General features: G+C 73.6%; 16 protein-coding genes and 9 pseudogenes. 14 read left to right on the forward strand and 11 right to left on the reverse strand.

What is annotated here, in order from left to right; genetic code table 11:
* Positions 1 to 23: 23 nt before the first annotated feature.
* Entirely contained in the window at positions 24 to 1,409 is a 1,386-nt protein-coding gene (locus WKH84_RS19480) for an MDR family MFS transporter (protein WP_341854819.1), read from the reverse strand.
* A 140-nt stretch (positions 1,410 to 1,549) separates the two neighbouring features.
* On the opposite strand from WKH84_RS19480, the gene WKH84_RS19485 reads away from it, so the two are divergent.
* Positions 1,550 to 2,179: a helix-turn-helix domain-containing protein gene (locus WKH84_RS19485; RefSeq protein WP_341854820.1), complete on the forward strand. Its 630-nt coding sequence runs from the start codon at positions 1,550 to 1,552 to the stop codon at positions 2,177 to 2,179.
* On the opposite strand, the gene WKH84_RS19490 is transcribed toward WKH84_RS19485, so the two are convergent.
* Complete coding sequence (locus WKH84_RS19490) at positions 2,145 to 3,329, reverse strand: acyltransferase domain-containing protein (protein WP_341854821.1); 1,185 nt, start codon at positions 3,327 to 3,329, stop codon at positions 2,145 to 2,147. The two genes, WKH84_RS19485 and WKH84_RS19490, sit on opposite strands and share 35 nt — an antisense overlap.
* A gap of 90 nt (positions 3,330 to 3,419) precedes the next feature.
* On the opposite strand from WKH84_RS19490, the pseudogene WKH84_RS19495 reads away from it, so the two are divergent.
* Positions 3,420 to 5,048: pseudogene (locus WKH84_RS19495) on the forward strand (helicase HerA-like domain-containing protein).
* Positions 5,049 to 5,114: 66 nt separating this feature from the next.
* Here the strand turns inward: WKH84_RS19495 and WKH84_RS19500 are convergent.
* A pseudogene (locus tag WKH84_RS19500) lies at positions 5,115 to 5,862 on the reverse strand (phosphoglyceromutase).
* Between the two features lie 121 nt (positions 5,863 to 5,983).
* Between WKH84_RS19500 and WKH84_RS19505 the strand changes: the two are divergent.
* Positions 5,984 to 6,496: pseudogene (locus WKH84_RS19505) on the forward strand (HAD hydrolase-like protein); the annotation flags it as partial.
* Between the two features lie 284 nt (positions 6,497 to 6,780).
* Here WKH84_RS19505 and dtd read toward each other — a convergent pair.
* Both dtd and WKH84_RS19515 read right to left on the reverse strand, forming a co-directional pair.
* Positions 6,781 to 7,207: pseudogene (gene dtd, locus WKH84_RS19510) on the reverse strand (D-aminoacyl-tRNA deacylase).
* A gap of 43 nt (positions 7,208 to 7,250) precedes the next feature.
* On the reverse strand, positions 7,251 to 8,294 hold the full coding sequence (locus tag WKH84_RS19515; protein ID WP_341854822.1) for a hypothetical protein: 1,044 nt from the start codon (positions 8,292 to 8,294) through the stop codon (positions 7,251 to 7,253).
* A 934-nt stretch (positions 8,295 to 9,228) separates the two neighbouring features.
* On the opposite strand from WKH84_RS19515, the pseudogene WKH84_RS19520 reads away from it, so the two are divergent.
* From WKH84_RS19520 to WKH84_RS19550, 7 genes and pseudogenes are all read left to right on the forward strand, one after another.
* Positions 9,229 to 9,653: pseudogene (locus tag WKH84_RS19520) on the forward strand (DUF3151 domain-containing protein).
* 182 nt (positions 9,654 to 9,835) lie between these two features.
* Positions 9,836 to 11,137, forward strand: a pseudogene (locus WKH84_RS19525) (adenylosuccinate synthase).
* Between the two features lie 85 nt (positions 11,138 to 11,222).
* A complete protein-coding gene (locus WKH84_RS19530) occupies positions 11,223 to 11,618 on the forward strand; it encodes a sterol carrier family protein (protein ID WP_341856976.1) in 396 nt (131 codons plus the stop codon).
* Positions 11,615 to 12,412 (forward strand): copper homeostasis protein CutC, encoded by a 798-nt coding sequence (locus WKH84_RS19535; protein ID WP_341854823.1) that lies wholly within the window; start codon positions 11,615 to 11,617, stop codon positions 12,410 to 12,412. Before WKH84_RS19530 ends, WKH84_RS19535 begins: the two co-directional genes overlap by 4 nt.
* Entirely contained in the window at positions 12,409 to 12,816 is a 408-nt protein-coding gene (locus WKH84_RS19540) for a hypothetical protein (RefSeq protein ID WP_341854824.1), read from the forward strand. The genes WKH84_RS19535 and WKH84_RS19540 overlap by 4 nt, the downstream gene beginning before the upstream one ends.
* Before the next feature lie 164 nt (positions 12,817 to 12,980).
* Positions 12,981 to 14,472, forward strand: a pseudogene (gene purF / locus WKH84_RS19545) (amidophosphoribosyltransferase).
* Between the two features lie 88 nt (positions 14,473 to 14,560).
* Positions 14,561 to 15,622 carry a phosphoribosylformylglycinamidine cyclo-ligase gene (locus WKH84_RS19550; RefSeq protein WP_341854825.1) on the forward strand — a complete coding sequence of 354 codons (1,062 nt, stop codon included), beginning with the start codon at positions 14,561 to 14,563 and terminating at the stop codon, positions 15,620 to 15,622.
* 89 nt (positions 15,623 to 15,711) lie between these two features.
* On the opposite strand, the gene WKH84_RS19555 is transcribed toward WKH84_RS19550, so the two are convergent.
* Positions 15,712 to 15,912 (reverse strand): DUF3073 domain-containing protein, encoded by a 201-nt coding sequence (locus tag WKH84_RS19555; protein ID WP_341854826.1) that lies wholly within the window; start codon positions 15,910 to 15,912, stop codon positions 15,712 to 15,714.
* 311 nt (positions 15,913 to 16,223) lie between these two features.
* On the opposite strand from WKH84_RS19555, the gene WKH84_RS19560 reads away from it, so the two are divergent.
* Both WKH84_RS19560 and WKH84_RS19565 read left to right on the forward strand, forming a co-directional pair.
* Positions 16,224 to 16,451: a BldC family transcriptional regulator gene (locus WKH84_RS19560; protein ID WP_341854827.1), complete on the forward strand. Its 228-nt coding sequence runs from the start codon at positions 16,224 to 16,226 to the stop codon at positions 16,449 to 16,451.
* 354 nt (positions 16,452 to 16,805) lie between these two features.
* Complete coding sequence (locus tag WKH84_RS19565) at positions 16,806 to 17,465, forward strand: alpha/beta hydrolase (RefSeq protein WP_341854828.1); 660 nt, start codon at positions 16,806 to 16,808, stop codon at positions 17,463 to 17,465.
* Between the two features lie 312 nt (positions 17,466 to 17,777).
* Here the strand turns inward: WKH84_RS19565 and WKH84_RS19570 are convergent, their stop codons facing one another.
* The 3 genes and pseudogenes from WKH84_RS19570 to WKH84_RS19580 all read right to left on the reverse strand — a co-directional run bounded on the left by WKH84_RS19570 (position 17,778) and on the right by WKH84_RS19580 (position 19,235).
* Positions 17,778 to 17,942, reverse strand: a complete 165-nt coding sequence (locus WKH84_RS19570; RefSeq protein ID WP_341857046.1) for a hypothetical protein — start codon at positions 17,940 to 17,942, stop codon at positions 17,778 to 17,780.
* 276 nt (positions 17,943 to 18,218) lie between these two features.
* Positions 18,219 to 18,476 (reverse strand): annotated as a pseudogene (locus tag WKH84_RS19575) (lysylphosphatidylglycerol synthase domain-containing protein); the annotation flags it as partial.
* A 396-nt stretch (positions 18,477 to 18,872) separates the two neighbouring features.
* Positions 18,873 to 19,235: a hypothetical protein gene (locus tag WKH84_RS19580; protein ID WP_341854829.1), complete on the reverse strand. Its 363-nt coding sequence runs from the start codon at positions 19,233 to 19,235 to the stop codon at positions 18,873 to 18,875.
* 79 nt (positions 19,236 to 19,314) lie between these two features.
* On the opposite strand from WKH84_RS19580, the gene WKH84_RS19585 reads away from it, so the two are divergent.
* Both WKH84_RS19585 and WKH84_RS19590 read left to right on the forward strand, forming a co-directional pair.
* On the forward strand, positions 19,315 to 19,614 hold the full coding sequence (locus WKH84_RS19585; protein ID WP_341854830.1) for a hypothetical protein: 300 nt from the start codon (positions 19,315 to 19,317) through the stop codon (positions 19,612 to 19,614).
* A 154-nt stretch (positions 19,615 to 19,768) separates the two neighbouring features.
* Positions 19,769 to 22,584, forward strand: a pseudogene (locus WKH84_RS19590) (UvrD-helicase domain-containing protein).
* A gap of 46 nt (positions 22,585 to 22,630) precedes the next feature.
* On the opposite strand, the gene WKH84_RS19595 reads toward WKH84_RS19590, so the two are convergent.
* Both WKH84_RS19595 and WKH84_RS19600 read right to left on the reverse strand, forming a co-directional pair.
* A complete protein-coding gene (locus WKH84_RS19595) occupies positions 22,631 to 23,047 on the reverse strand; it encodes a VOC family protein (protein ID WP_341854831.1) in 417 nt (138 codons plus the stop codon).
* Positions 23,044 to 25,032 (reverse strand): multicopper oxidase domain-containing protein, encoded by a 1,989-nt coding sequence (locus tag WKH84_RS19600; protein ID WP_341856977.1) that lies wholly within the window; start codon positions 25,030 to 25,032, stop codon positions 23,044 to 23,046. The genes WKH84_RS19595 and WKH84_RS19600 overlap by 4 nt, the downstream gene beginning before the upstream one ends.
* Positions 25,033 to 25,043: the final 11 nt, after the last annotated feature.

Here is a 25,043-nt window from a genome sequence, read left to right on the forward strand (position 1 = left end):
TCTCGAGGGTGCTGGTGTCGACCTCACCGCCCGTGCTCTGCGGCGCGGCGAGTCGCTCGGGCGGCAGGGCCGCGATCTTCTCGGGGATCGCGGTGGACATCGAGGCGGTCATCACGGTGCCGAGCACGGCGGTGCCCACCGTCGAGCCGATGTTGCGGAAGAACTGGATCGCGGCGGTCGCGGTGCCCAGCTCGCGGCGGGAGACGGCGTTCTGCACGACCAGCGTGTAGACCTGCATCGACAGGCCGAGCCCCAGGCCGATGACGATCATCGCGAGGGTCAGGTGCCACTGCGAGTCCCCGTAGGAGAGGTTCGCCAGCAAGCAGGTAGCCCGCGACCATCACCACGCCGCCCAGGATGAGGAAGGGGCGGTAGCGGCCGGTGCGCGAGATCAGCAGGCCCACGAGGATCGAGGTGAGGATCATCGCGAGCGACTGCGGCACGAGGATCATGCCGGAGTTCGTCGCGGAGACGCCCATGACGCCCTGCGCGTAGACGGGGATGTAGATGATCGCGCCGAACATCGCCACCGCGATCGCGAAGGAGGCCGCGACCGACAGCGCAACGATCGGGCGCAGCAGCAGGTGCAGGGGCAGCAGCGGCTCCTCGACCCGGGTCTCGATCACCACGAACGCGATGAGGAACAGGGCGGCGACCGCGTACATCCCCACGATCACGGGGGATGTCCACTCGTAGGCGCCGCCGCCCCAGGTGGTGGCCAGCGGCGCGAGCACGAGCCCGGGGGTGAGGGTGAGGATGCCCCAGTAGTCGACCCTGCCGTGTCGCTGGGCCTTCTCCAGGTGGAGGAAGCGCAGGATGAAGGCGAAGGCGACCACACCGATCGGGAGGGTCAGGAAGAAGGCCCAGCGCCAGCCCAGGTGGTCGGTGATCGCACCGCCGATCAGCGGGCCGGCGACCGAGGTGACGCCGAAGACGGCACCCATGATGCCCTGGTACTTGCCGCGCTGACGGGGCGGGATGATGTCGCCGATGATCGTCTGGCTCAGCGGCATCAGGGTGCCCATGCCCAGACCCTGCACGGCGCGGGCGAAGACCAGGAACCAGAAGCCCTGGGCGAGGCCGGCGAGCACGGAGCCGATCATGAACACGGCGAGACCGCCGAGGTAGAACCAACGGCGGCCGTAGAGGTCGGAGAGCTTGCCGACGACGGGGACCGCGACGGCGGAGACGAGCATCGCGGCGGTCGCGATCCAGTTGTAGTGCTCCACGCCCCCGAGCTCGGCGACGATGCGCGGCATGGCGGGGCCGACGACGGTCTGGGAGAGGGAGGCGACGAACATGCCGAGCATGAGCCCGACGAAGACGAGCTTGCCCTGGCGGTCGAGGCCGGTGAAGGAGGCGGGCTCCGCAGCGGCCGGTCGCGGTGCCCGGGTGGTGGATGCAGTCATGAGGTCCTCGGGAGTGAGCGGTGGGGGAGCGGCCGCGGACCCCGTCGGGCTGTGACTCGGCAACGATACAGAACTGTTGCATTGACTGCACTATTGCATCGAGTGCAGATTTTGTGATGTGTCGGACCTAGGATGGCGGCGTGACTTCCGCGCAGACGACCGATGACCATGACCCCGCGGGCTCGGAGGAGCTCGGCCTGCGGGAGCTGAAGAAGCGCCAGACCCGCATGGCGATGCACCGCGCCGCCCTCGAGCTGGTGGTCGAGCACGGACTCTCGGCGGTCACGGCGCAGATGATCGCCGAGCGCGCCGGGGTCTCCACCCGCACCTTCTTCAACCACTGGGCCACCAAGGAGTCCGCGATCCTCGGGATCAACGGCGGGGAGGGTGCACAGGCGACCGCCTCGTTGCGGGAGAAGCTCGCGGTCATGCCGGCGCGCGAGGCGATGCGCTCGATCATGCGTGAGGCGATCGCGAACGTCCCCGTCGACCGCGGTCTGCGCGAGCTGAAGAAACAGGTCATGGAGCAGGAGCCGAGCCTGCACCTGGTCTCCAGCGGAAACCTCCAGGCGATGCAGACCGAGCTGGTCGAGGAGCTCGCGGAGGCGCTCGAGGGCGAGTTCGCCCGCGATCATGCGGTGATCCTGGTGCAGGTCAGCTTCGCCCTGACCCGCGGCGCGTTCGCGATCTCCATGCGGCGCGGCATCGACCCGGTCCGCGCCTTCGACCAGGTGCTCACCCTCTACGACGGGTCGGACACCGAGATCTGAGCCGGAGGCCGCGCGAGCCCGGGCTGTGGTGGGCAGGCTCAGCGGAGCAGGCGCCCGAGTCCGCCGGTCCAGCCACGCCCGTCCTCGAGGCGCTCGGCGACCCCGCGCTCGAGGCGTGAGGAGCGGGGAGCGCGGCGACGTCGACCGGGGGCCGGCGGCCGAACACGAAGAAGAGCGCCCCGTCGTCCATCCGGGAGCGCTCGAGCATCTCCCAGCGCGCGGCGAAGCGGGCGAGGTTCGAGTCCTCTCCCGTGATCTCGGCGAGCTGGTCGCTCAGCGACCACGAGTCGCAGACGAACTCACGGCCGAACGCGGGCTCCTCCGCGCCGCGCCCCGCGCCGAGCTCGGGGTAGTGCTCCGTGAAGTACGCGGTCGCGGCGTCGAAGGAGGCGTCGACCTCCGCGGGATCCAGCGGACCGCGCGCCGGGATGTGGGTGCCGAGCACCCAGCGGCTGGGGTCGCCTGCCGACGGCGCAGGGCCTGCGGCCGGAGCAACCGGGCCGTCCACCGGCCCGCCCGGCCCGTCGGCCAAGGGAGCCGGCCCGTTGGCCAAGGGGGCCGATCCGTCGGCCGACGGCGTCGAGCCGGTGCCCGCGAGCAGGGCGGCCCTCTGGCGGTGCAGGTCGAACTGGAGGCGCCCGAGGTGCACCAGCCGACCCGCCCAGTTCATGCTCACCCAGTTCAGCTGGTGGAGGCCCAGGTGTCCTGTGCCAGCGCGGTGGACCCGCATCTGCTGGCCGAGGTCGGCGAGCACCTCCCAGGACTGCTCGGGGGTGAGGCCGCGGGCGGCGTGCCAGGCGCGCACCGTCGAGGTCGAGACCAGCGGCGCGAGGATCGCGACCAGGCCCTCCCCGGGGGCGAGACGCCGCTGGAGCGCGTCGTGGCGGTCCTTCTCGGCGGCGAGGTCGACCTCGGGCACCTCGAGTCCGGCGGCGGCGCGCAGACGGTTCGCGGTCGCGGTCACCTCGGCGAGCACCTCCTCGTCGGCCGCGGCGGCGTCGAGCAGGGGGAGCAGGTCCGTCGCGTCCGCGCCGGTGATCCCGAGATTCTCGAGCAGGGCTGTGCGGGAGGGGGCGGTGAGCATGACGCGCACGTCCGCGGCGGCGAGTTCGTCATCGGCGCGGATCTCGGCCGGCGGGGATGGCTTCATGTGATGACGGTAACGGGTGGGTCGCCTCCTCCCGCTACGATCGGTGCGTCCCGACCACGAGCGCGCCGGTGCACCGGCGAGGAGGCCACGATGACCAGCCCGCAGCAGGATCCCGCCACGCCCGAGACGCAGGACGCACCGGCCGCCGCGGCGCAGGATGCCCCGGCCGCGCCGCCCGCGAGCTCGGAGGAGGCCGAGGCGATCCGCACCGCCTACGGCTTCGAGGGTGCGCGCATCCACCTCGGCGCGATGCTCGACGGGAACGAGCCGGACCCGAGCGTGCCGGTGAACCTCGCCGTCTCGATGCTGAACCGCCACGGCCTGATCGCGGGCGCGACCGGCACCGGCAAGACCCGCACCCTCCAGGTCATCGCCGAGCAGGCCGCCCACGCCGGCGCCGCCGTGTTCGTCGCCGACATGAAGGGCGACCTCTCCGGCATCGCCGTGCCCGGCACCGCCTCCGACAAGCTCACCGCGCGCGCCGCGGCCCGCGGCCAGGAGTGGGTCTCCCGCGCGGCGCCCACGGAGTTCTTCACCCTCGGCGGGCAGGGCGAGGGCGTCCCGATCCGCACCACCGTCAGCGACTTCGGGCCGGTGCTGATGGCGAAGGTGCTCGAGCTGAACCCCACCCAGGAGTCCTCGCTCGGGCTGATCTTCCACTACGCGGACACCCAGGGCCTCGCGCCGCTGGACCTCAAGGACCTGCGCGCCCTGATCCAGTTCCTCACCTCCGACGAGGGCAAGGACGAGCTCAAGGGCATCGGCGGCATCTCGAGCGCGACCGCGGGCGTGATCCTGCGCGACCTCACCGCCTTCGAGGCCTCCGGCGCGGACGTCTTCTTCGGCGAGCCCGCCTTCGACACCCAGCAGCTGCTGCGCACGAAGGACGGCGCGGGCATGATCTCCTGCCTCGAGTCGCCCGGGGTCGCCTCCCGGCCGGCGCTGTTCTCCACTTTCATGATGTGGATGCTGGCCGAGCTGTACCAGGAGCGCCCGAGGTGGGTGATGCCGAGGTGCCGAAGCTGGTGTTCTTCTTCGACGAGGCGCACCTGCTGTTCAAGGACGCCTCCAAGGCGTTCCTGGACCAGGTGGTCCAGACCGTGCGCCTGATCCGCTCCAAGGGCGTGGGCATCTTCTTCATCACCCAGACCCCGAAGGACATCCCCGGCGACGTCCTCGCGCGCTCGGCAACCGGGTCCAGCACGCGCCGCGCGCGCCTTCACCCCGGACGACGCGAAGGCGCTCAAGGCCACCGCGAAGACCTTCCCCACCTCCGAGCACGACCTCGAGGAGGTCATCCCCGCGCTCGGTACCGGTGAGGCGATCGTGACCGTGATGAGCGAGAACGGCGCCCCGACGCCGGTCGCGATCACCGCGGTGCGCGCCCCGGAGAGTTCGATGGAGCCCGCCGGCGAGCAGGTCATCAAGGAGTCCGCCGCGGCCTCTCCGCTGATGGACGAGTACGGCGAGGCGGTGGACAACGAGTCCGCCTACGAGATCCTGCAGCGGCGCGCCGCGGCCGACGCTGAGGCCGAGGACGCCGCGGCCGCGGAGAAGGAGGCCGCGGGGAAGGGCGCCGGGCCGGCCGCGAAGAAGCCCGCCAAGAAGGACGAGGGGCTCATGGGCAACCCCGCCGTGAAGTCCTTCCTCCGCTCGGCCGGCACAGTGCTCGGCCGCGAGATCAGCCGCTCCCTGTTCGGGACCCGCAAGCGTCGCTGAGGCCGAGAACGAGAACGGCGCCCCCGCCGCGAGGTGGGGGCGCCGTTCTCACCGGGCGAGGTCAGATCACTTCTTGCCCTGGTTGGCGACGGCCTCGGCGGCGGCCTTCGCGGCGACCGGGTCGAGGTAGCGGCCGCCCTTCTGAACGGGCTGGAAGTCATCGTCGAGCTCGTAGACCAGCGGCTGGCCGGTGGGGATGTTCAGGCCGGAGATCTCCTCGTCGGAGATGCCGTCGAGGTACTTCACCAGCGCGCGCAGCGAGTTGCCGTGGGCGGCGATCAGCACCGTCTTCCCCTCGGCGAGGTCGGGCTTGATGCCCTCCTCCCAGTAGGGGAGGAAGCGCTCGACGACGTCCTTGAGGCACTCGGACTTCGGCGGCTGATCGCCGAGGTCGGCGTACTGCGGGTCCTGGTCCTGGGAGAACTCGGTGCCGAACTCGATCTCGGGCGGCGGCGTGTCGTAGGAGCGGCGCCAGGCCATGAACTTCTCCTCGCCGTACTTCTCGCGGATCTCGGACTTGTTCATGCCCTGCGGCGCACCGTAGTGACGCTCGTTCAGGCGCCAGTCGCGCTTGACGGGGATCCAGTGGCGGTCGGCCGCATCCAGGGAGAGGTTCGCGGTCATGATGGCGCGACGGCGCAGCGAGGTGTGCACGACATCGGGGAGGATGCCGGCCTCCTTCATCAGCTCGCCGCCGGCGACGGCCTCCTGGCGGCCCTTGTCGGTCAGGGCCACGTCGACCCAGCCGGTGAACAGGTTCTTCGCGTTCCAGTCGCTCTCGCCGTGGCGGAGCAAGCACGAGTGTGTAGGTCATGGGCCCAGCCTACGCGGGCCGAGGCCAGCCGTGCATTCGGTGGCCACGGGCGGCCGTCGGACCGGTGCCCGTGCCTCGGGCCACCGGGGCCCATGACCTGCCTCCTGGATATGGTCGGGCCATGACCGCTGTGACCTCCCGTGATCTCACCTCCGTGCCTGTCGTGCCGCTGGACCTGGACGGCGCCGTCGTCGAATCGGCGCCCGGCATCCTCGCCGCCCTCGAGCGCGCCTTCGACGCCTGCGGCGAGGAGCATCCCGGTGCGGAGCGCCTGCAGTCCTTCATCGGGCCGCCGCTGGTGGACTCCTTCCGCTCCGAGCTGGGGATGGACGCCGAGCGGGCCGAGGCGCCGCGCCTGGCCTACACCGACCACTACCTCGCCGAGGGCTACAAGCTCAGCGTCCCGTACGCAGGGATGGCGGACCTCATCGCCGGGGCGCGCGCCGACGGCCGCACCGTCGCGATCGCGACCAACAAGCCCGAGACCACCGCGCGCAGGGTGCTGGAGCACCAGGGCCTCGCCGCGGACCTCGACCTGATCGGCGGCACCGATCTCGCCGCGGGCCGCACCCACAAGGCGCAGGTGATCGCCAGCGTCCTCCAGCGGCTCGGCGTCTCCGCGGCCGACGGGGCCGTGATGGTGGGGGACCGGCCGCACGACGCGGAGGGCGCCGCCGTGCACGGCCTCGAGGCGCTCGCTCGTGGGTTGGGGGTACGGCGGGGACGCCGAGCGCGCCGCCGACCTGCCCTACGCCGCGACCGTCCCCGAGCTCCACCGGATGCTCGCGCGGCTGACCCGTGGCCCGGCCGTGCCGGGCGGGCTCCCGGGGCGGCAGGGCGATCGGCCGGGCCGGCCCGGGCTGGGGGCCGACCGGCCGCGGGCTCGGGCCGCGAGGTGTGGGCCGAGGGTCTACGTGCTCAGGCCTCGAGCAGTATCGTCACCGGCCCGTCGTTCGTCAGCCCCACCCGCATGTGGGCGCCGAAGCGGCCCGTCGCGACCGTGATCCCGCGCTCGCGCGGCCGCGTCGACCACCTGCTCCACGAGCGGCTCGGCGACCGGGGCCGGGGCGGCGCCGTTCCAGGATGGCCGGCGCCCCTTGCGCACGTCGGCGTAGAGGGTGAACTGGGAGATCACGAGCACCTGCGCGCCCGTGTCCTGGACCGAGCGCTCGCCGTCCAGGATCCGCGGCTCGGCGATCTTCCGCGCGATCGCGGCGACCTGCTCGGGGCCGTCCTCATGGGTGACGCCGACGAGCGCGACGAGGCCCTCGCCGGTGATCTCGCCGACCACCTCGCCCTCGACCTCGACCCGGGCACCGTCGACTCTCTGGAGCACTGCACGCATGCCCTCGATCGTGGCACAGGTGCGGACTCCGCCGGCGCGGGGGTCAGCGGGGAGGGCTTGAGGAGATCCTCCGCTCCTGGGTGGGGGAGTCGTCCTCGGGATGCTGGTCGACCGCCTCGGACGGGCGGTCCGTCGGGGGAGCGGACGGCTGTGACGGAGCCTGCGGGGGAGCGGACTGCTGCGGCGCCGCCTGCGGGGGAACGGGCGCGTCGGCGCCGTCTGCTGGACCGGTGCGGCGAACTGCTGCGGCGGGGCGACGTACTGCGGCGCGGTCGACTGCGGCGGGGGTGCCGAATGCTGAGCCGGTGCCGACTGGTGCGGGTCCGACTGCGGCGGCGCTGAGTGGTGCGGTGGTGCCGACTGCTGAGCCGGTGCCGACTGGTGCGCCGGCACCGAGTGCTGCGGTGCCGACGGGTGCTGGGCCGACTGGTGGGGCGCCGACTGCGAGGGTGCCGAGCGCGCGGCGGAGCGGACTGGTGCACCGCCGAGGAGCCCGACGGGGGAGCGATCCCGGGACCGCTCTGCACGTGCACACCCTGGGCAGGGACCTGCCGCACGCCCGTCGGCCCCTGCGTCGGAAGGGACTGCGCGGCGTCTTGCGCCCCCGCGGCCGGACCAGGTCGCTGGGCGACCGGTTGGCCGGGGGCGGGCGTCGCGGGGCGCGCCGCGGCGGCCCGCCCGATGCGCCGCTCCGCGTGCCGTGCCGCGGCGACCCACTCCTCGGCCACGCGCACGATCGCCTCGGTCGCGGCCTCCCAGGCCGCCTCCTGCTGACGGTGCGGCCCGGTCGCGAGCGAGAGCACGACCCCTGCGGAGCGCGCGCGAGCTCCACCGGATCTACCCGCTCCTGGAAGGTCTCGTGCCAGGTACGGATCGCGTCCTCGACCCGCTGCTGCATGCCACGGTCGATGCGCCCGGCGTTGCCGTAGTCGGCCAGGACGCTCAGATGGGCGAGCAGACAGGCGAGGTCGTCGGCGCGGCGACCCGGACCGACGGTGTCGATGTCGAGCAGGCCCACGACCCTGCCGTCCTGGACGAACACCTGCGCCTCGTAGAAGTCGCCGTGGACGACGTCGTGCGGGCGCATGTCGATCCGCTCGCTCGATCGCGGCCAGGCCCTCGCGGATCTCCCGCACCAGCGCGTCCAGACGCGGCCCGAGCGCGGGCACGGCGGAGGCGACGATCCCCGCGTAGAACTCGACCGAGTCGGTCCACGGCGGCCGCAGCGACAGGCCGTACATGGAGGCGGGCAGGCGGTCCAGCGGCGCGACCAGGTCCTCGGCGCGGCAGGAGTCCACGCCCTCGTCGATCACCGCGCGGGCGAGCGGCCGGCCCGGCGGCTCTGCGAGCACGACGAGGCCCTGATGGTGCGCGATGACCTCGGGCACCGGCACCCCGGCGGAGAGCAGGCGCTGATGGCGCTCCACGATCTCGCCGCTGCGGTGCGGTCGCATGACCTTGAGGTACACGGCCGCGGCGCCCTGGGAGGCGCGCGCAGACGGCGCGCCGGCCGGGACGGTAGGAGACGACGTCGATCGCGATCGGCTCGGACGGGTCCGGACCGAGGGAGACGCCCAGGTCGTGCAGGGTGCGGCCGACGATGTCGGGATAGCAGACCTGCGGGAGCATCGGCGACCAGGGATCGTGGGGGTAGCGCCACACGCGCACGTTGATGTCCCCGTCGGTCATCACCAGGGTCTGCTCGGCGACGTAGAGGTTCTTCTCGCGCTCCCCGATGTGGGCGCTCGCCCCGAACAGCTCTTCCCGGGCCGGGGCCTGGGGGCCGTCCAGCTCGGGCCAGGAGACCTGGGTGCGGTACAGGGCCTTGGTGCGCGGCCGGGGCGGTGGTCGACGTGGTCGAGTCGCCAGCTGTGCGAAGACCCCGCCCGAGTTGCCGACGGCCGAGCGGAGCGACCCACCGGCTCCGGGCCCGGTGAGCGACTCGGAGCCGTCCTGCGTGTGTGACATGGGCGATTCACTCTGTTCTGTGGTCATCGGGCGGTCGCGCCTACGATGCTTGCATGGCTGATCGTACCGATAACCTCACCAGCGGGAATCTCCTGGGCATCCCGGAGACCCGCCTCCCCGACGACTTCGTCGACGTCCAGGTCGCCGAGGAGCTCGTCGAGGGCGAGCCGCGCGAGGTCGTCGCCCGGCATCTGGACTCCCCTCTGGCCTGGGCCACCCTCGCCGAGGACGCGCTGAGCGACGGTGACGAGATCACCGCCTACGCCTGCGCCCGCACCGGCTACCACCGGGGCCTCGACGCGTTGCGCCGCAACGGCTGGCGCGGCCAGGGCCCGATCCCCGCCTCCCACGCGCCGAACCGCGGCGTGCGCGTGCGCTGGCGGCGCTGGGCGAGGTCTCCCGCCGTCTCGGCGACCAGCCCGAGGCCGACCGCATCACCGACTTCCTGCGCGAGGCGGACCCGAGCCTGCTCGACTGAGCCGCACGGGCGGCGCCGCCCGGCCGCACGGGCGGTCCGCCCCGTCGGCCGACCATCCCGCGGCGCATCGAGCCGGCGGGAGCGGTGCGCGTCGTCACCCGACGAGCGGGCACCCGGGCGGTGCTTGGTAGGATCCTCGCGGTCGTCCGACCGCACCCCGCACCCTCGTCCCAGGAGTCGCCATGCCCGCCGTCGTGATCGTCGGAGCCCAGTGGGGCGACGAGGGGAAGGGCAAGGCCACCGACCTGCTCGGAGAGCGCGTCGACTACGTCGTCAAGCCCAACGGGGGCAACAACGCCGGCCACACCGTGGTCGTCGACGGCGAGAAGTTCGAGCTCAAGCTCCTCCCCGCCGGAATCCTCTCGCCGCAGGTCACCCCCGTGATCGGCAACGGCGTCGTGGTGAACCTCGAGGCGCTGTTCGAGGAGATCGACATACTCGAGGCGCGCGGCGTGGACACCACCCGTCTGCGCATCAGCGCCAACGCCCACATCGTCGCGCCCTATCACCAGACCCTCGACAAGGTCACCGAGCGCTTCCTCGGCAAGCGCGCGATCGGCACCACCGGGCGCGGCATCGGCCCCGCCTACATCGACAAGGTGGGCCGCCTCGGCATCCGCGTGCAGGACCTCTACGACGCCTCGATCCTGCGCCAGAAGGTCGAGGGCGCGCCGCGCCAGAAGAACGAGCCGCTGGTCAAGCTCTACAACCGTCGCGCCGTCGAGGTCGACGAGATCGTCGAGGGCCTGCTCTCCTACGCGGAGCGCCTGCGCCCCATGGTCGTGGACACCACCCTCTTTGCTGGGCGATGCGCTTGACCGCGGCGAGGTCGTGCTGATGGAGGGCGGCCAGGCCACCTTCCTCGACGTCGACCACGGCACCTACCCCTTCGTCACCAGCTCCAACCCCACCGCGGGCGGCGCCGTGACGGGCACCGGCGTCGGCCCCACCCGCATCGACAGGGTGATCGGGATCGTCAAGGCGTACACCACCCGCGTGGGCGCCGGACCGTTCCCCACCGAGCTCGAGGACAAGTGGGGCGAGTACCTCCAGAAGACCGGCGGCGAGGTGGGCGTGAACACCGGCCGTCCCCGCCGCCGCGGCTGGTACGACGCGCTGATGATCCGCCACGCGGTGCGCATCAACGGCTTCACCGACATCGTGCTCACCAAGCTCGACGTCCTCACCGGCATCGACGAGGTCCCGATCTGCACCGGCTACGACGTGGACGGCGTGATCCACCGCGAGATGCCGATGACCCAGACCGAGTTCCACCACGCCGTGCCGGTCTACGAGACTCTGCCCGGCTGGACCGAGGACCTCTCCGAGGCGCGCACCTTCGAGGAGTCGTGCCCGGGAACGCGCAGGCCTACGTGCGCCGCCTCGAGGAGCTCGCCGGTCGCCGTATCAGCGCCATCGGCGTGGGCCCGGACCGCGCCGACACCATCGCCGTCCACGACCTCCTGCCGGAGACGACGGCCTGACGTGGTGACCCGCCGTACCGACCCCGAGGCCGGCCGCGCCGCGCTCGCGGCCTGGGCGACGGATCCCGCGGCCGCGCGCCGCCCGGTGCTCGCCCCCGCCGTGCGGCACACCCTGGAGCTCTTCGCCGAGGAGCATCCCGGCGGTGCCGTGGAGCCGCGGGTCCCGCCCTACGCCGCGGTCCAGGCCATCGCCGGCACCCGCCACACCCGCGGCACCCCGCCCGCCGTGGTCGAGACCGACGCCGCGACCTGGCTCGCTCTCGTCACCGGAGACCTGACCTGGGCCGACGCCGTCGCGGACGGCCGGGTCACCGCCTCGGGCGAGCGCAGCGACCTCTCCGAGCCGCTGCCCCTGCCCGGCCCGCGACGCACGGTCCGCACCGCCCGCGGCACCGGCGCGCGGCCCGCCGGCGGCGAGGCGCCGAACGACGACGGGTCGGCCCCGGACCGCGGCGAGCAGACCGCCGAGGAGACGCGATGAGCCCCGCCGTCGAGATCGCCGTGGAGGACCTCGCCGGCCTCGAGGTCGCCGCGCGCGCCGGCGCCGACCGGATCGAGCTGTGCCAGGACCTCGACCTCGGCGGCACCACCCCCGCGCCCGAGCTCGTCGAGCAGGTCGTGCGCCGCGCCCGCGAGCTCGTCGCCGCCCGGGACGCGAAGCCCCACCTCGACGTGCACGCGCTGATCCGCCCCCGGGCGAGCGGCGCGGACTTCCTCGGCAGGCCGGCCGAGTTCGCGGCCGACGCCGACGCGACCTGGCAGATGGCGGACCAGGCGGCCGCCGTCGTCGACGCCGGCGCCGCGGGCGTCGTGCTCGGGGTGCTCACCGAGGCCGGCGAGCTCGACCTCCCCGCCCTCGAAGCCGTGCGCGACAGCGCCCTCCTCGCCGCCCAGCGCGCCGGCCGCGGACTGACCCTCACCCTGCACCGCGCCGTCGACGCGATGCCCTCGCGCGAGGCCCGCGTCGCCGCCGTCCAGGCCGCGATCGGCCTCGGGATCCACCGAGTTCTCAGCTCGGGAGGGCAGGCTCGGGCCCTCGACGGCGCCGACGACCTCTCCGCGATGGTCGACGCCGCCGAGGACCTCGTCGAGATCTGCGCCGGGGGAGGGGTCCGCCCCGCCGACGTCGTGGACCTCGTCCGACGCTCCGGCGTCGGCTCCGTGCACCTCTCCGCCCGTCGGCGGCCCGGTGCGCCCGTCGAGCCCGACGCCCCCGAGACCCTGACCGACCCGGCGATCGTCGCCGCGGCGGTCGATGCCGCAGGAGAGCTGTGAACACCGTGAACACCACCGAGAACCCCCAGGCCCGTCCCGACGACGAGAACCGCGAGCACCTGACGGGTCGCACGGACGCCGCGGAGGATGCCGTCGACTCGGCCCCCACCGCCGACCCGACCGACGCCGACGGCGCCGGGGAGCCAGAGGAGGCCGGGAGTCCGCGCACCGCGCTCTACGTCCGCCGCCGGCGCGCCCCCGCCCTCGGGTTCTGGGTCCTGCTGTCCTTCCTGGTGCCCGGGATCCTGGCCCTGCTGAGTGTGCCGCTGTTCGGGTTCGGCGACCTCCGCGGCGTCGTGAACTTCGTCTCGCTGGCCATGGTCGTGATCGGGCTCCCGCTCGCCGCGATCGCCTCGTTCGTCGACGCCCGCCGCCACCGCCGCGAGGACCGCCGCCGCGGCTGAGCGCCCGCATCCCCTGGCCGAGTGCATGCACCCCGCGGTCGAGCGCACGCCTCCCGCACCGGGGACCGCGTCGGCGGGCGGGTGCCGCACCCCTGCCTGCCGCGCCCTGCCCGCGGGACGGACCGCACGGCGGCGTCAGGTCCTCGCTGTGGCATCATGGACCGGTGGCACGCGGCGACGGAAAACTCTCCCATGACCTGCTCCCCGGGGAGAAGGGCCCGCAGGACGCCTGCGGGGTCTTCGGCGTCTTCGCCCCCGGCGAGGACGTCTCGAAGCTGACCTACTACGGGCTGTACGCGCTGCAGCACCGCGGCCAGGAGTCCGCGGGCATCGCGACCTCCGACGGCTCGCAGATCCTGGTCTACAAGGACATGGGACTGGTCTCCCAGGTCTTCGACGAGGCCTCGCTCGGCACCCTCCAGGGGCACATCGCGATCGGGCACACCCGCTACGCGACCACCGGCGGGTCCGTCTGGTCCAACGCCCAGCCCACCCTCGGCCCCCGGCACGAGGGCACCGTGGCGCTCGCCCACAACGGCAACCTCGTCAACACCGAGGAGCCGCTCGAGCTGATCCACGAGCGGCAGGGCACGCCCCGCACCGGCGAGCTCGCCCGCGGCAACACCACCGACACCGCCCTGGTCACCGCGCTGCTGAACTCCGAGGGCACCCTCGCCGACTCGCTGCGCGAGGTCATGCCGCACCTGCGCGGCGCCTACTGCTTCACCCTCATGGACGAGACCGCGCTGTACGCGGCGCGGGACCCGCAGGGCATCCGCCCGCTGGTGCTGGGCCGGCTCGAGCGCGGCTGGGTCATCGCCTCGGAGACCGCGGCGCTGGACATCTGCGGCGCGAGCTTCGTGCGCGAGGTCGCCCCCGGCGAGATGGTCGTCGTCGACGAGCAGGGCCTGCACAGCGAGCAGGTCGTCCCCGCGGAGCCCAAGGGTCGCGTGTTCGAGTACGTGTACCTCGCCCGTCCCGACACCCGCATCGCCGGACGCGGCGTGAACGAGTCCCGCGCCGAGATGGGCCGCCAGCTCGCCCGCGAGCACCCCGTCGAGGCCGACCTGGTCATCCCCACCCCCGAGTCCGGGACCCCTGCCGCGATCGGCTACGCCCAGGAGTCCGGTATCCCCTACGGGCAGGGCATGGTCAAGAACGCCTACGTGGGCCGCACCTTCATCCAGCCCTCCCAGACCATCCGCCAGCTCGGCATCCGCCTGAAGCTCAACCCCGCTGCGCGAGGTGATCCAGGGCAAGCGCCTCGTGGTCATCGACGACTCCATCGTGCGCGGGAACACGCGCCGCGCCGTGGTGCGGATGTCGCGCGAGGCCGGCGCCGCCGAGGTCCATGTGCGGATCTCCTCGCCGCCGGTGCGCTGGCCCTGCTTCTACGGCATCGACTTCGCCTCCCGGGCCGAGCTCATCGCCAACGGCCTGGGCATCGAGGAGATCGCCCGCTCGCTCGGCGCGGACTCGCTCGGCTACATCTCCGAGGAAGGGATGATCGCCGCCAGCGGCCAGCCCGAGGAGCGGCTGTGCACCGCCTGCTTCTCCGGGAAGTACCCGGTCGCCCTGCCGGAGCCCGTCGCCCGGGCACAGGGCATCCTCCAGGCTCGCCCCGGCGAGCCGGCCGCCGTCGGGAAGGACGCATGAACACCACCCCCGCCCCGCCTCGGGCGACGCGATCACCTACGCCTCCGCCGGTGTCGACACCGCTGCGGGCGACCGTGCCGTCGAGCTGATGAAGGAGGCCGTCGCGGCGACGCACGGCCCCGACGTCCTCGGCGGGATCGGCGCCTTCGCCGGGCTCCTCGACGTCTCCGCGCTGAAGGAGTACCGCCGCCCGCTGCTCGCCTCCTCGACCGACGGCGTCGGCACGAAGATCGCGATCGCGCGCGCCCTCGACGTGCACGACACGATCGGCCAGGACCTGGTCGGCATGGTCGTCGACGACATCGTCGTGGTCGGCGCCGCACCGCTGGCGATGACCGACTACATCGCCTGCGGCGCCGTGGTGCCCGAGCGGATCGCCGACATCGTGCGCGGGATCGCCGAGGGATGCCGCCTCGCGGGTCGCGCCCTCGTCGGCGGGGAGACCGCCGAGCACCCGGGGCTGATGTCCGCCGAGGACTACGACGTCGCGGGCGCCGCGGTCGGCGTGGTCGAGGCCGACGACCTGCTGGGCCCCGACCGGGTGCGCCAGGGCGACGTCGTGATCGGCATGGACGCCTCCGGCCTGCACTCCAACGGGTACTCCCTGGTCCGCGCCGTGGTCTCCGCCGCCGGGCTCACCCTCGAGCAGCCGCGTCGAGGACTTCGGCCGCACGCTGGGGGAGGAGCTCCTGGAGCCCACCCGCATCTACGCCGCGGACCTGCTGGCCGTGCGCGCGACGCCCGCACCGTCGGCGCGGTCCACGCCCTCAGCCATGTCACCGGCGGCGGGCTCGCCGCGAACCTCGCCCGGGTCATGCCGCACGGCCTCGCGGCCCGCGTGGACCGCGCCCTCTGGGAGCCGGCCCCCGTGTTCTCCCGCGTCGCCGGGTGGGGCTCCGTCCCGCGGCTCGACCTCGAGGGCACGCTGAACATGGGCATCGGCATGGTCGCTCTGGTCGCGCAGGAGCAGGCCGACGAGGTCCTGGCCGTGCTCGCCGAGCGCGGCCTCGGTGCCCGCGCGATCGGCGAGGTCGTGGCCGAGGAGTCCCTGCCCGAGCCCGGCCATGCGCTCGAGCACGTCGTCGCCGGCGCCAAGGGCGTCGAGGGCGGCGCGGTCATGCTCGCCGGCCAGCACCCCGGCTGGGCCTGAGCGGCCACCCCGCACACAGCAGGAGGGCCGACCCATCGGTCGGCCCTCCTGCTGTGCCACGGTGCTCCGCGGAGCCTGCCGCGCGCCGCTCAGCGGCGATGTGCGGACGGGGCGTCCTCGTCGGCCCAGTCCTCGGCGTCCTCGCCCCAGTCGTCGCCGTCGGCGGAGGAGGTCTCGCTCCGCTGAGACTGCGGCTCCCGCTGCGGCGCCGAGAGATCCGTCGGCGGGCTGTAGTACTTGAGGTCCCGTGCCACCTTGGTGTGCTTGGCTTTCTGTCGGCCGCGACCCATGGATCTGACCCCCTGTGCGTCGGGTGCCGGGTGTTCTCGACGACCCGGAGGATGGCATTAGTTTCGGAGGCCCAGAGTACATGGTCGCTCCGGCCGACGGCGAACCGCGACCCTCCGGACGTGCCCGACGTCCCTTCCGCGGCGCCCGGTGTGACGGGCGGAGCACCGCCCGGCGAAGGAATTGGGCGTTTCGCGGCCCGCCTTCTACCGGCCCATACACCGTACCGGGTAGTCTTATCTCGGTACTCGAGTGCAGTGGGGACCCCCGTCCCGTCTCGAGCCGTCTCCCCCAGCGAAAGGTCTCCTCCTCGATGAACGCTTCCACGGATCAGCACCCCGGTGGAGTGCCCGACGGGGACGACGCCGCTGAGCTGATGACGCCCGCGGAGGTCGCGAGCATGTTCCATGTCGACCCCAAGACCGTCACGCGCTGGGCCCAGGCGGGCAAGCTCACCTACATGCGCACCCTCGGCGGTCACCGCCGCTACCGCCGCGGCGAGGTCGTCGAGCCGCTGCGGGAGAGCTCCAAGGACGTGTGAGCACCGACCCGGTGCTCGGAGCGGGCTACACGCTCCACCGGATCGACCTCGGCAGCGACGACGAGGGACCGCTGCAGGCGAGCCTCATCCACCGCGAGCCCGTCCCGGGTGACGCTCCCCGCACCGGACGGACCCCGCCCGTGCCGCTCATGCACGGCTGGTCGGACTACGTCTTCGACCGTGACCTGATGGATCACCTCGGCACCCGCGGCCACGACGTCTGGGGCCTGGACCTGCGCAAGTACGGCCGCAGCATCCTGCCCGGTCAGACGCCCACCGAGATCGACCACCTCAGCCGATACGACGAGGAGATCGGAGCGTCGCTGCGCCGCATCGGCCGCAAAGATGCCCCCGGTGATCCTCGCCCACTCCGCGGGAGGACTCGTCGCGACGCTCTACGCGCCGCGCCATCCCGGCGCGGTCCGGGGCCTGGTCCTGAACTCGCCGTGGCTCGAGATGCACCTCGGACCGGGCGCGCGGAAGTCGCTCGAGCGCCCGGTGCACCTGATGGCCCGCCGGCTGAGGAGCAGGCCCATCCTCCCCGTCGGCGACGACGCTTACGCCCGTGCCACCCATCGTGACCTGGGCGGGGACTACGACTACGACCTCGAGCTGAAGCCGCCCGGGGGCCACCGCTTCCCCGCCAGCACCCTCCGGGCGATGCTCGACGGGCACCGGCGTCTGGCCGCGGCCGGCCCGCTCGCCGCACCGGCGCTGGTCATGCACTCGGACCGCACCGCGATCACGTCACGACGGGGCGAGCGCGCCCTCCGCGCCGACACCGTCCTGGACGTGCGCTCCCTCGCCGCCGCGGCGCGGCGGCTCGGCCCCCGGGTGCGGATCGTGCCCGTCGACGGGGCGCGGCACGACGTCTTCCTCTCCGATCCGCCGGTGCGGGCGACGGCGATCGAGATCCTCGACGACTGGCTGGCCACGGATCTGCTCTCAGCGCCTACGATGACCGGGACAGGCCGCACCGCGGGACCCGACGCCTCCGAGACCGGGACCTCGTGACCCCCGAGACCTCGTGACAAGGAGGAGCGCGATGACCGCGGACCCCCATGGCCTCAGAGCCCTCGCCGATGCCCAGCGCCGTGGGGCGGATCGGCTCACCCTCCTGCGCCTGCGCCTGGCGAACACGCTGGCCCAGGCCGGTCGCGCCGAGGAGCCCGAGGTCCGCGAGATCGGGGAGCAGGTCCATGAGCGCTGGACCCGCGAGGAGCATCCCGAGCTGGGACGCCTGGTCACGGGTCTGCGCGCGGCCGCGAAGCGGCTCGACCAGGAGGCGGTCCGGGCGGAGCGGCTCAGCGGCCGCCGCATGGGCGGCTACACCGGCGCCGGCTTCCTGGGGCGCGGCAGGGAGGCGAGCCGCCACGTGCACGAGGTCGCCGCGGTCGTCGCCGCCGAGCCCGCCTTCGTCGGCACCGAGCACGGGGCGAGCATCGGCGGCTTCCCGCTGCGCCGAGTGTCCAGGAGGGATTCCTCGCGCATCCCTCCTCCGCCCTCGGCATCGAGACCCCCGACTTCGACGAGGACGACGAGGGCTGAGCGGCGACGCGGCCCCGGCCCGCGCCCGACCGGTGCCGACGCGACGCCCGTGCCGCCGCCGCGGGACGCGTCAGCGCCGCGCGGGGGTCCGCGTGAGCACCGCGGGCATCGCGACCGCCCCTGCCAGCAGCGGCACCACCAGCATCGCGACCAGCAAAGCAGGAGCATCGCGGCGGCGGCATCGGCCGAGCCCACCCCGAGGCCGACCAGCGCCGCCCCGCTGACGGTCTCGGAGATCCCCGCACCGCCCGGCGTCAGCGGCACCAGCGCGAGCACCCTGCCCAGCGCGAAGACGGCGAGGACGAACAGCGCGGGCACCTCGGCGCCGACCGCCTCGATCGCGAGCCACAGAGCGGCGAGCTGGAGCGCCCGCGCCGCGAGCGTGGGCGCGCGAGGGCGGGGAGCCGGCGCCGCAAAGATCCCCACCAGCGCCTCCCGCTGGTGGAGGATCTCCGCCGACGCCCCGGCGGGGAGCATCCCGTCGGCCTGTGCGAGCGCCGCCGTGAGCACGCCGCGGCGCAGCGAGCACCGCGCTGAGGACGAGGGCGATCACGGCGCCGGTCGCGGCGACGGCGGCCGCCCACAGCCAGCCGGCGGCGAGCGCGCCGGCCGGGGTGAGGGCGGAGCCGAGCAGGTAGGAGCCGGCGCCCAGCAGCGGCACCAGCACCGAGGTGATCGCCATCTCGACCAGCGAGGCGGCGAGGATGCCGGTGAGCACCACGGGCAGGGCGATCCCGCTGCGACGCAGGACCCAGGCCAGCAGTCCCAGACCGAGCACGGACCCGCCCGGCAGGGCGAGCGCGGCACCCTGGGAGGCGACGTGGCCCTGCAACACGGGGGAGGGGCGGGAGCCGGGCACCGCGGCGCGGACCGTCATCGCCTCCAGCAGCGCAGCGCCCCCGCGCCGAGCACGAGCATCGCGGGCACCGACCACCACGGCGCCGCGGCGAGGCTCGCGACGATCTCGCCCCAGCTCGCGCCGGTGGCCCACGGCAGGCCCCAGACCAGCAGAGCGATCACCAGCAGGCCCGAGGCCGCCGCGGCGAGCAGGCGCCCGGCGCCGGGACGCTCCGGCGGGGCGGAGCCGAGGTCCTCGGTGAGCGGCGCGAGCCGCTCCGGGCTGTGGACCGCCCGCGAGGCCCGGTCCGTGCTCCGCGCCGGCTCTGCGCCCTCGGGGGCTCCGGTGCGGGGTGCTGGGGGCCGGGAGATGCCTCTGACATGCGGTGATTCTCGCACGCTGTGTCGCCCGAGTTCCCAGGCCCGGGATCTAACATGGTGTCATGTCCTTTCTGATCTCGCTCTTCGTCGTCCGCACATGATCTGCTGGGCCGTGGCGCTCGGCACCTGGGTCGCCTCCGCCCGCACCCGCGTCCCGAACAAGGGGATGGCCCACGCCACCGCGGGCGCGCTCGTGTTCGGCATCGTCCTGGCCGCCCTCGTCTCCATCGGCGGCGACCCGAACCACATGAAGCTCGGCATCAAGTCGCTCCTGGCGATCGTCGCCACCGTCCTCGCCTACATCGCGAACAGGAAGCAGACCGAGACCCCCTCGGCCGTCTGGTTCGGCATCCCCACCGCGATCATCGTCAACATCATCGTGGCGGTCTTTGTCTGATCCGATCCCCGCGGGGAGCCTCCCGCCAAGCGGCGGAGCCGCGGGCGGTGCGCGCGGCGACGAGGGAGCCCACTTCCCCTCCACCGCGACCTCCGTCCCCACGGGGCCCGGCAAGACACCCGCTGTCGGGCCCCGCGCCTATCCTGGAGGCCTCATGAGCTCACTCTTCGACGACCTCTCGCTGCCCGACGCCTTCCGCCGCCTGGACGGCGTGCAGGTGACGCCCTCGGCCCCGCCCTCCCGGGCCGCGGCCGACGACGACGCTCGCGCCGACGGACGCACCGACGGCGAGGAGCCGCACCGCGAGGAGGAGGCCCCGGACCTGCTCGACCGCGAGCCGCCGCCCGAGGACGAGGAGCCCCCGTACGAGGAGGAGCCGCCCTACGAGGACGAGCCGCCGCGGGAGGATCCCGCGCCCGTCGCCGCCCCGCCCGCCCCGGCGCCGTCCCGTCGTCGGGTCCCGGCGGACTCACCCGCCCTCGCCGAGCTCGTCGACGGCCTGAACCCCGCCCAGCGCGAGGCGGTCGAGCACCGGGGCGCCCGTCGCGCTGATCGTCGCCGGCGCCGGCTCCGGCAAGACCCGCGTGCTCACCCGCCGCATCGCCCACCTGCGCGCGCCGGCGAGGCGCCGCCCGGCGAGATCCTCGCGATCACCTTCACCAACAAGGCCGCCGCCGAGATGCGCGAGCGCGTCGAGGAGCTGATCGGCCCCGCCGCCCGCTCGATGTGGGTCTCCACCTTCCACAGCGCCTGCGTGCGCATCCTGCGCCGCGACGCCGCCGCGGCCGGGCTGAAGAGCTCCTTCACGATCTACGACAGCGCCGACTCGCTGCGCCTGATCACCACGATCGCCAAGGACCTCCAGCTCGACACCAAGAAGCACGCCCCCCGCGCGCTCGCCTCCCGCATCTCGACGCTGAAGAACGACCTCGTGGACCCGATCGACTTCGCCGATCAGGCCGAGAGCGCGAAGAACCCGTTCGAGAAGACGCTCGCGAAGATCTTCACGAACTACACCGAGCGCCTGCGCCAGGCCAACGCCGTCGACTTCGACGACCTGATCGGCCTGACCGTCGCGCCGCTGCGCGATAACCCCGCGATCCGCGAGGGCTACCGGCGCCGCTTCCGCCACCTGCTGGTGGACGAGTACCAGGACACCAACACCGCCCAGTACCAGCTGGTGCGGGAGCTGGTGGGGGAGGACCCGCGCGCCGATCTCACCGTGGTGGGTGACTCCGACCAGTCGATCTACGCCTTCCGCGGTGCGACGATCCGCAACATCATCGAGTTCGAGCAGGACTTCCCCTCCGCGCGCACCATCGTGCTGGAGCAGAACTACCGCTCGACCCAGAACATCCTCACCGCCGCGAACGCCGTGATCGAGGAGAACCAGGGCCGCCGCAAGAAGAACCTCTGGACCGACCAGGGCGAGGGAGAGCAGATCACCCTCTACGTCGCCGACGACGAGCAGTCCGAGGCCCGCTACATCGGCCGCCAGATCGACGCGCTCGTGGACGACGGCCGCCGCGCGGGGGACATCGCGATCTTCTACCGCGCCAACGCCCAGTCCCGGGCGCTGGAGGACCAGCTGATCCGCGTGGGGTCGCCGTACCGCGTGGTGGGCGGCACGCGCTTCTACGAGCGGCGCGAGATCAAGGACGCGATCGCCTACCTGCAGGTGCTCGCCAATCCCGCCGACGAGATCAACCTGCGCCGCATCCTCAACGTGCCCAAGCGCGGGATCGGCGACCGGGCCGAGGCCGCGATCGCGATGCTCGCCGAGCGGGACCGGATCGGCTTCGGGGAGGCGCCGCGCCGCGCGGAGGAGGCGCCGGGCATCGCGACCCGCTCGCTGAACGCCGTGCGCACCTTCGTGGCGATGCTCGAGGACCTCCAGGAGATGGCCGAGCGCGGCGACGGCCCCGCCGAGTCGCTCGAGGCGATCCTCACCCGCTCCGGCTACTACGCCGAGTCGCAGGGCAGCGACGACCCGCAGGACGAGTCCCGCCTGGAGAACCTTGCCGAGCTGATCAGCGTCGCCGCGGAGTTCGAGGCGCAGATGGAGGAGCTCGACGCGCTCGCCAGCGAGATGGAGGACGAGGAGGGCGACGCCGCCGCGGCCGGGGGCGCGGAGGGCGCCGCCGAGACCGAGGAGGACGCGGCCGGCGCCGTCGTCGCCGGAGCGGCCCCCGCCACCGACCCCGTCGGCGCCGACATCGCCCCGGATGCGGCGCTGACCGCGCCGGACGATCCCGAGGCGAGCCTCGTGGATCGCTTCCTGGAGAAGGTCTCCCTCGTCGCGGACGCGGATCAGCCGCCGGGGGAGGAGGACCAGTTCGTCACCCTCATGACCCTGCACACGGCCAAGGGCCTCGAGTTCCCGGTCGTGTTCCTCACCGGCATGGAGGACGGCACCTTCCCCCACAGCCGCACGCTCCAGGATCCCGACGAGCTCGAGGAGGAGCGGCGACTGGCCTATGTGGGCATCACCCGCGCCCGCGAGAAGCTCTACCTCACCCGCGCCCAGATGCGCTCGATGTGGGGCCAGTCCCAGTACATGCCCGCCAGCCGCTTCCTCGACGAGGTGCCGGAGGAGGTCCTGGACGTGGCGCGCGCCGGCTCCACCCTCGGCGGTGCCGGGTTCGGCGGCGGTGGCTTCTCCGGCGGCTCCGGCTCCAGCTTCGGCGGCGGTCGCGGCGGGGGCCGGGGGCCGTCCTTCAGCGGCGGGGTCGGCGGCGGCCGCGCCGACGTGAAGCGCCCCAGCTTCGGCTCCGGCCGCACCGCCACGCCCACCGACAAGCTCCCGCGGCTCGCCGTCGGCGACCGCGTCACCCACGACTCCTTCGGGATGGGCACGGTCGCGGAGGTCTCCGGGCAGGGTGACAAGACGCAGGTCGAGGTTCAGTTCCGCGATCCCCACGGCCGCAAGCGCCTGCTGCGCTGCGCTATGCCCCGCTGACCAAGCTCTGAGCAGGCCGGCGCGCGGGCCGCGCGCCGCAGGGGCGAGCCGCGGCGGTCAGGGGCCGGCGACCAGCTCGACCTCGATGCCGTGAGGATCCTCCGCGTACCAGGCGGTGTGGTCCTCGCCGCCCGCATGCGGGTAGTGCTCCGCGAACAGCTCCCGCCAGCCGTGCCCGGGCCCGTCCCGTCGGACCCGGTCCAGCAGCTCGCGGTCCCGCACCCGCAGCGCGAGATGGTTCATGCCCGGGGCGCGCCTCTCGGCGTTCTCGCCGCGCACGTCCTCGGACTGCTCGAGGACGAGATAGGAGCCGTCGGCGTGGCGCCAGATCCGCCCGAGCTCCCAGGCCTCGACGCGCTCGGCCCGCCAGCCCAGCGTGGTCATCAGCCAGTGCCAGGCCGGCTCCGAGACGGCGAGGTCCGCGGTCCAGAGCTCGAGGTGGTGCAGTCCGGAGGAGGGCGGCGGTGCGTTCATGGGGCCGACGGTATCCCGCGGCCCCGCGTGCTCCGAGCACCGCCGACTCTCCGAGGGACGGGCGCCGGGCGGCCGCACGGGCGTTCTCCGGCCACAGGCCGTGCGCGCCCCGGGGGAATGCTCAGGCCGTGACGCGGATCAGGGCGCGAGCGCCTCGCTCCATCTCCACGAAGGAGTGGTTCACGACGGTGTAGGTGCCGGGCTCGTCGAAGACCAGCTCCACGAAACCGCCCTGGGCCGCGGCGAGATCGAGCGCCTGCGCCCCGCCGCCCTCGTCGTCCTCGGGACGCAAGCAGATAGGCGCCCTCCTTGAAGACGGTGTCGAACACCCCGCCGACGACGTGGAAGGAGATCCCGCGCGACGGGCCCGCGGCGAGGACCCACAGCCGCACCCGCTCGCCCACCCGAGCCTCGAGCGGGGAGTGGACGTACTGGGTGGCATGGCCGTTGAAGACCGTGAGGTCGGGGCGCTCGGCGGCGATCTTCACGGGGCTCACCGGCAGGGCGCCCTCGTGCGTCGTCGACTCGGAGCCGGGGGCGCCGGCGGGCACGAGATAGTGCTCCGACTGCACCAGCACGTACTCCCGCTCGACGGGCGCGAGCTCCGGCGGCGGGACCACGAGCGCGCCGACCATCCCGGCGGACAGGTGCACCGACATCGGCATGGTCGAGCAGTGGTAGAGCCAGATCCCGGAATGGTCGGTGGTGATCGCGTACTCCAGCCGCTCACCCGGCGGGATCGTGCGCATCGCCTCGTCGGGGGAGACGCGGCCCGCGTGCAGGTCGAGGGAGTGCCCCATCGACCCGTGGTTGACCAGGTCGACGGTCAGGCGCGCCCCGAGCTCGGAGCACAGCACCGGTCCGACGACGGCGCCGCCGTAGGTCATCGCGTCCATGGTCACGCCCGGTGCGATCTCGGCGGCGACCTCGACGACCTCCAGGGTGACCCGCTGCTGCGGACCCGTCGCGGCGGGGAGGCGGGCATCGCGCACGGCGAACGCCGGTCCGGGGGCGGCCATCATGTCGGCGGGCACGCGGGCGAGCTCGTCGGTCCCGGACCCCGCGGCCACGGCGCCCCCGTCGGCGGACGTGCCCGTCGCGGCACCGGTCGCGACGATGCTCAGCGTCATCCCCATCGCGCGATGGCCGACGATCGAGCACCATCCCTCCATGTCATGGGCGACCACGCCGCCGTCGAGGACCGTCGACTCGCCCGGTCGCAGGCGCCCCGAGGTCGCGCCGGTGGCGAGCACGAGGTCGTGCACGTCATGCGGATCGTCGTTGCTCAGCTCTATGACCAGGGTGTTCCCGGCAGGGACCTCGAGCCTGTCGGGCGTGAACCGCATCGCGGCCATGGACACCGCGATCGTGGTGGTCTCCCCGGTGGGCGTCACGGCGGCGGCGCTCGCGGCGGCGCCCGCGGTGCCGGCGGCGTCGGGGATCGAACCCTGGGAGCGGTCCAGGGAGCCGCCGAGCGCGGTCGCCCCGAGCACGGAGCCGAGGCCCAGGAGCGCGCCGGTCAGCGCGCGTCGGTCCATGGGCGCCGCGGCGGCGGGAGCGGGCCCGGTCCTGGACCCCGTCGACGGGCCGACGGAGGGCGACGGGCCGGCCGACGGCGACGGCGGCTCGCTGCGCGCGGGGGAGACCGGTGCGGGGGCCTCGGGGCGGCTCGGCGTCGGCGCCGGCACCGCGGCGCCGCGCAGGCGCGAGCTCGTCCGCACCGCGAGGACCAGCAACACCACGAAGCTCACCAGCACCGCGAAGCCGAGGAGGGAGAGCACCACCCGGGAGAGCGAGCCGACGTCCTGGGCGTCCGCGGTGCCGAGCGTGAGCGCGGAGAACAGCGCCCCGGAGCCGGCCGTGGCCCGCTCGGCGAGCACGAACAGGGCCACGACGAGGTTGTACGCCACCACGCGCGACACCGCGCCGCGGCTCATCACCGCCAGCGCCGCCGTCGTCGCGCGGGGACCGCCGCCCAGGGTCACCGGCAAGCAGA

Source organism: Brachybacterium sp. GPGPB12, from assembly GCF_038396325.1.
Classification (GTDB): Bacteria; Actinomycetota; Actinomycetes; order Actinomycetales; family Dermabacteraceae; genus Brachybacterium; species Brachybacterium conglomeratum.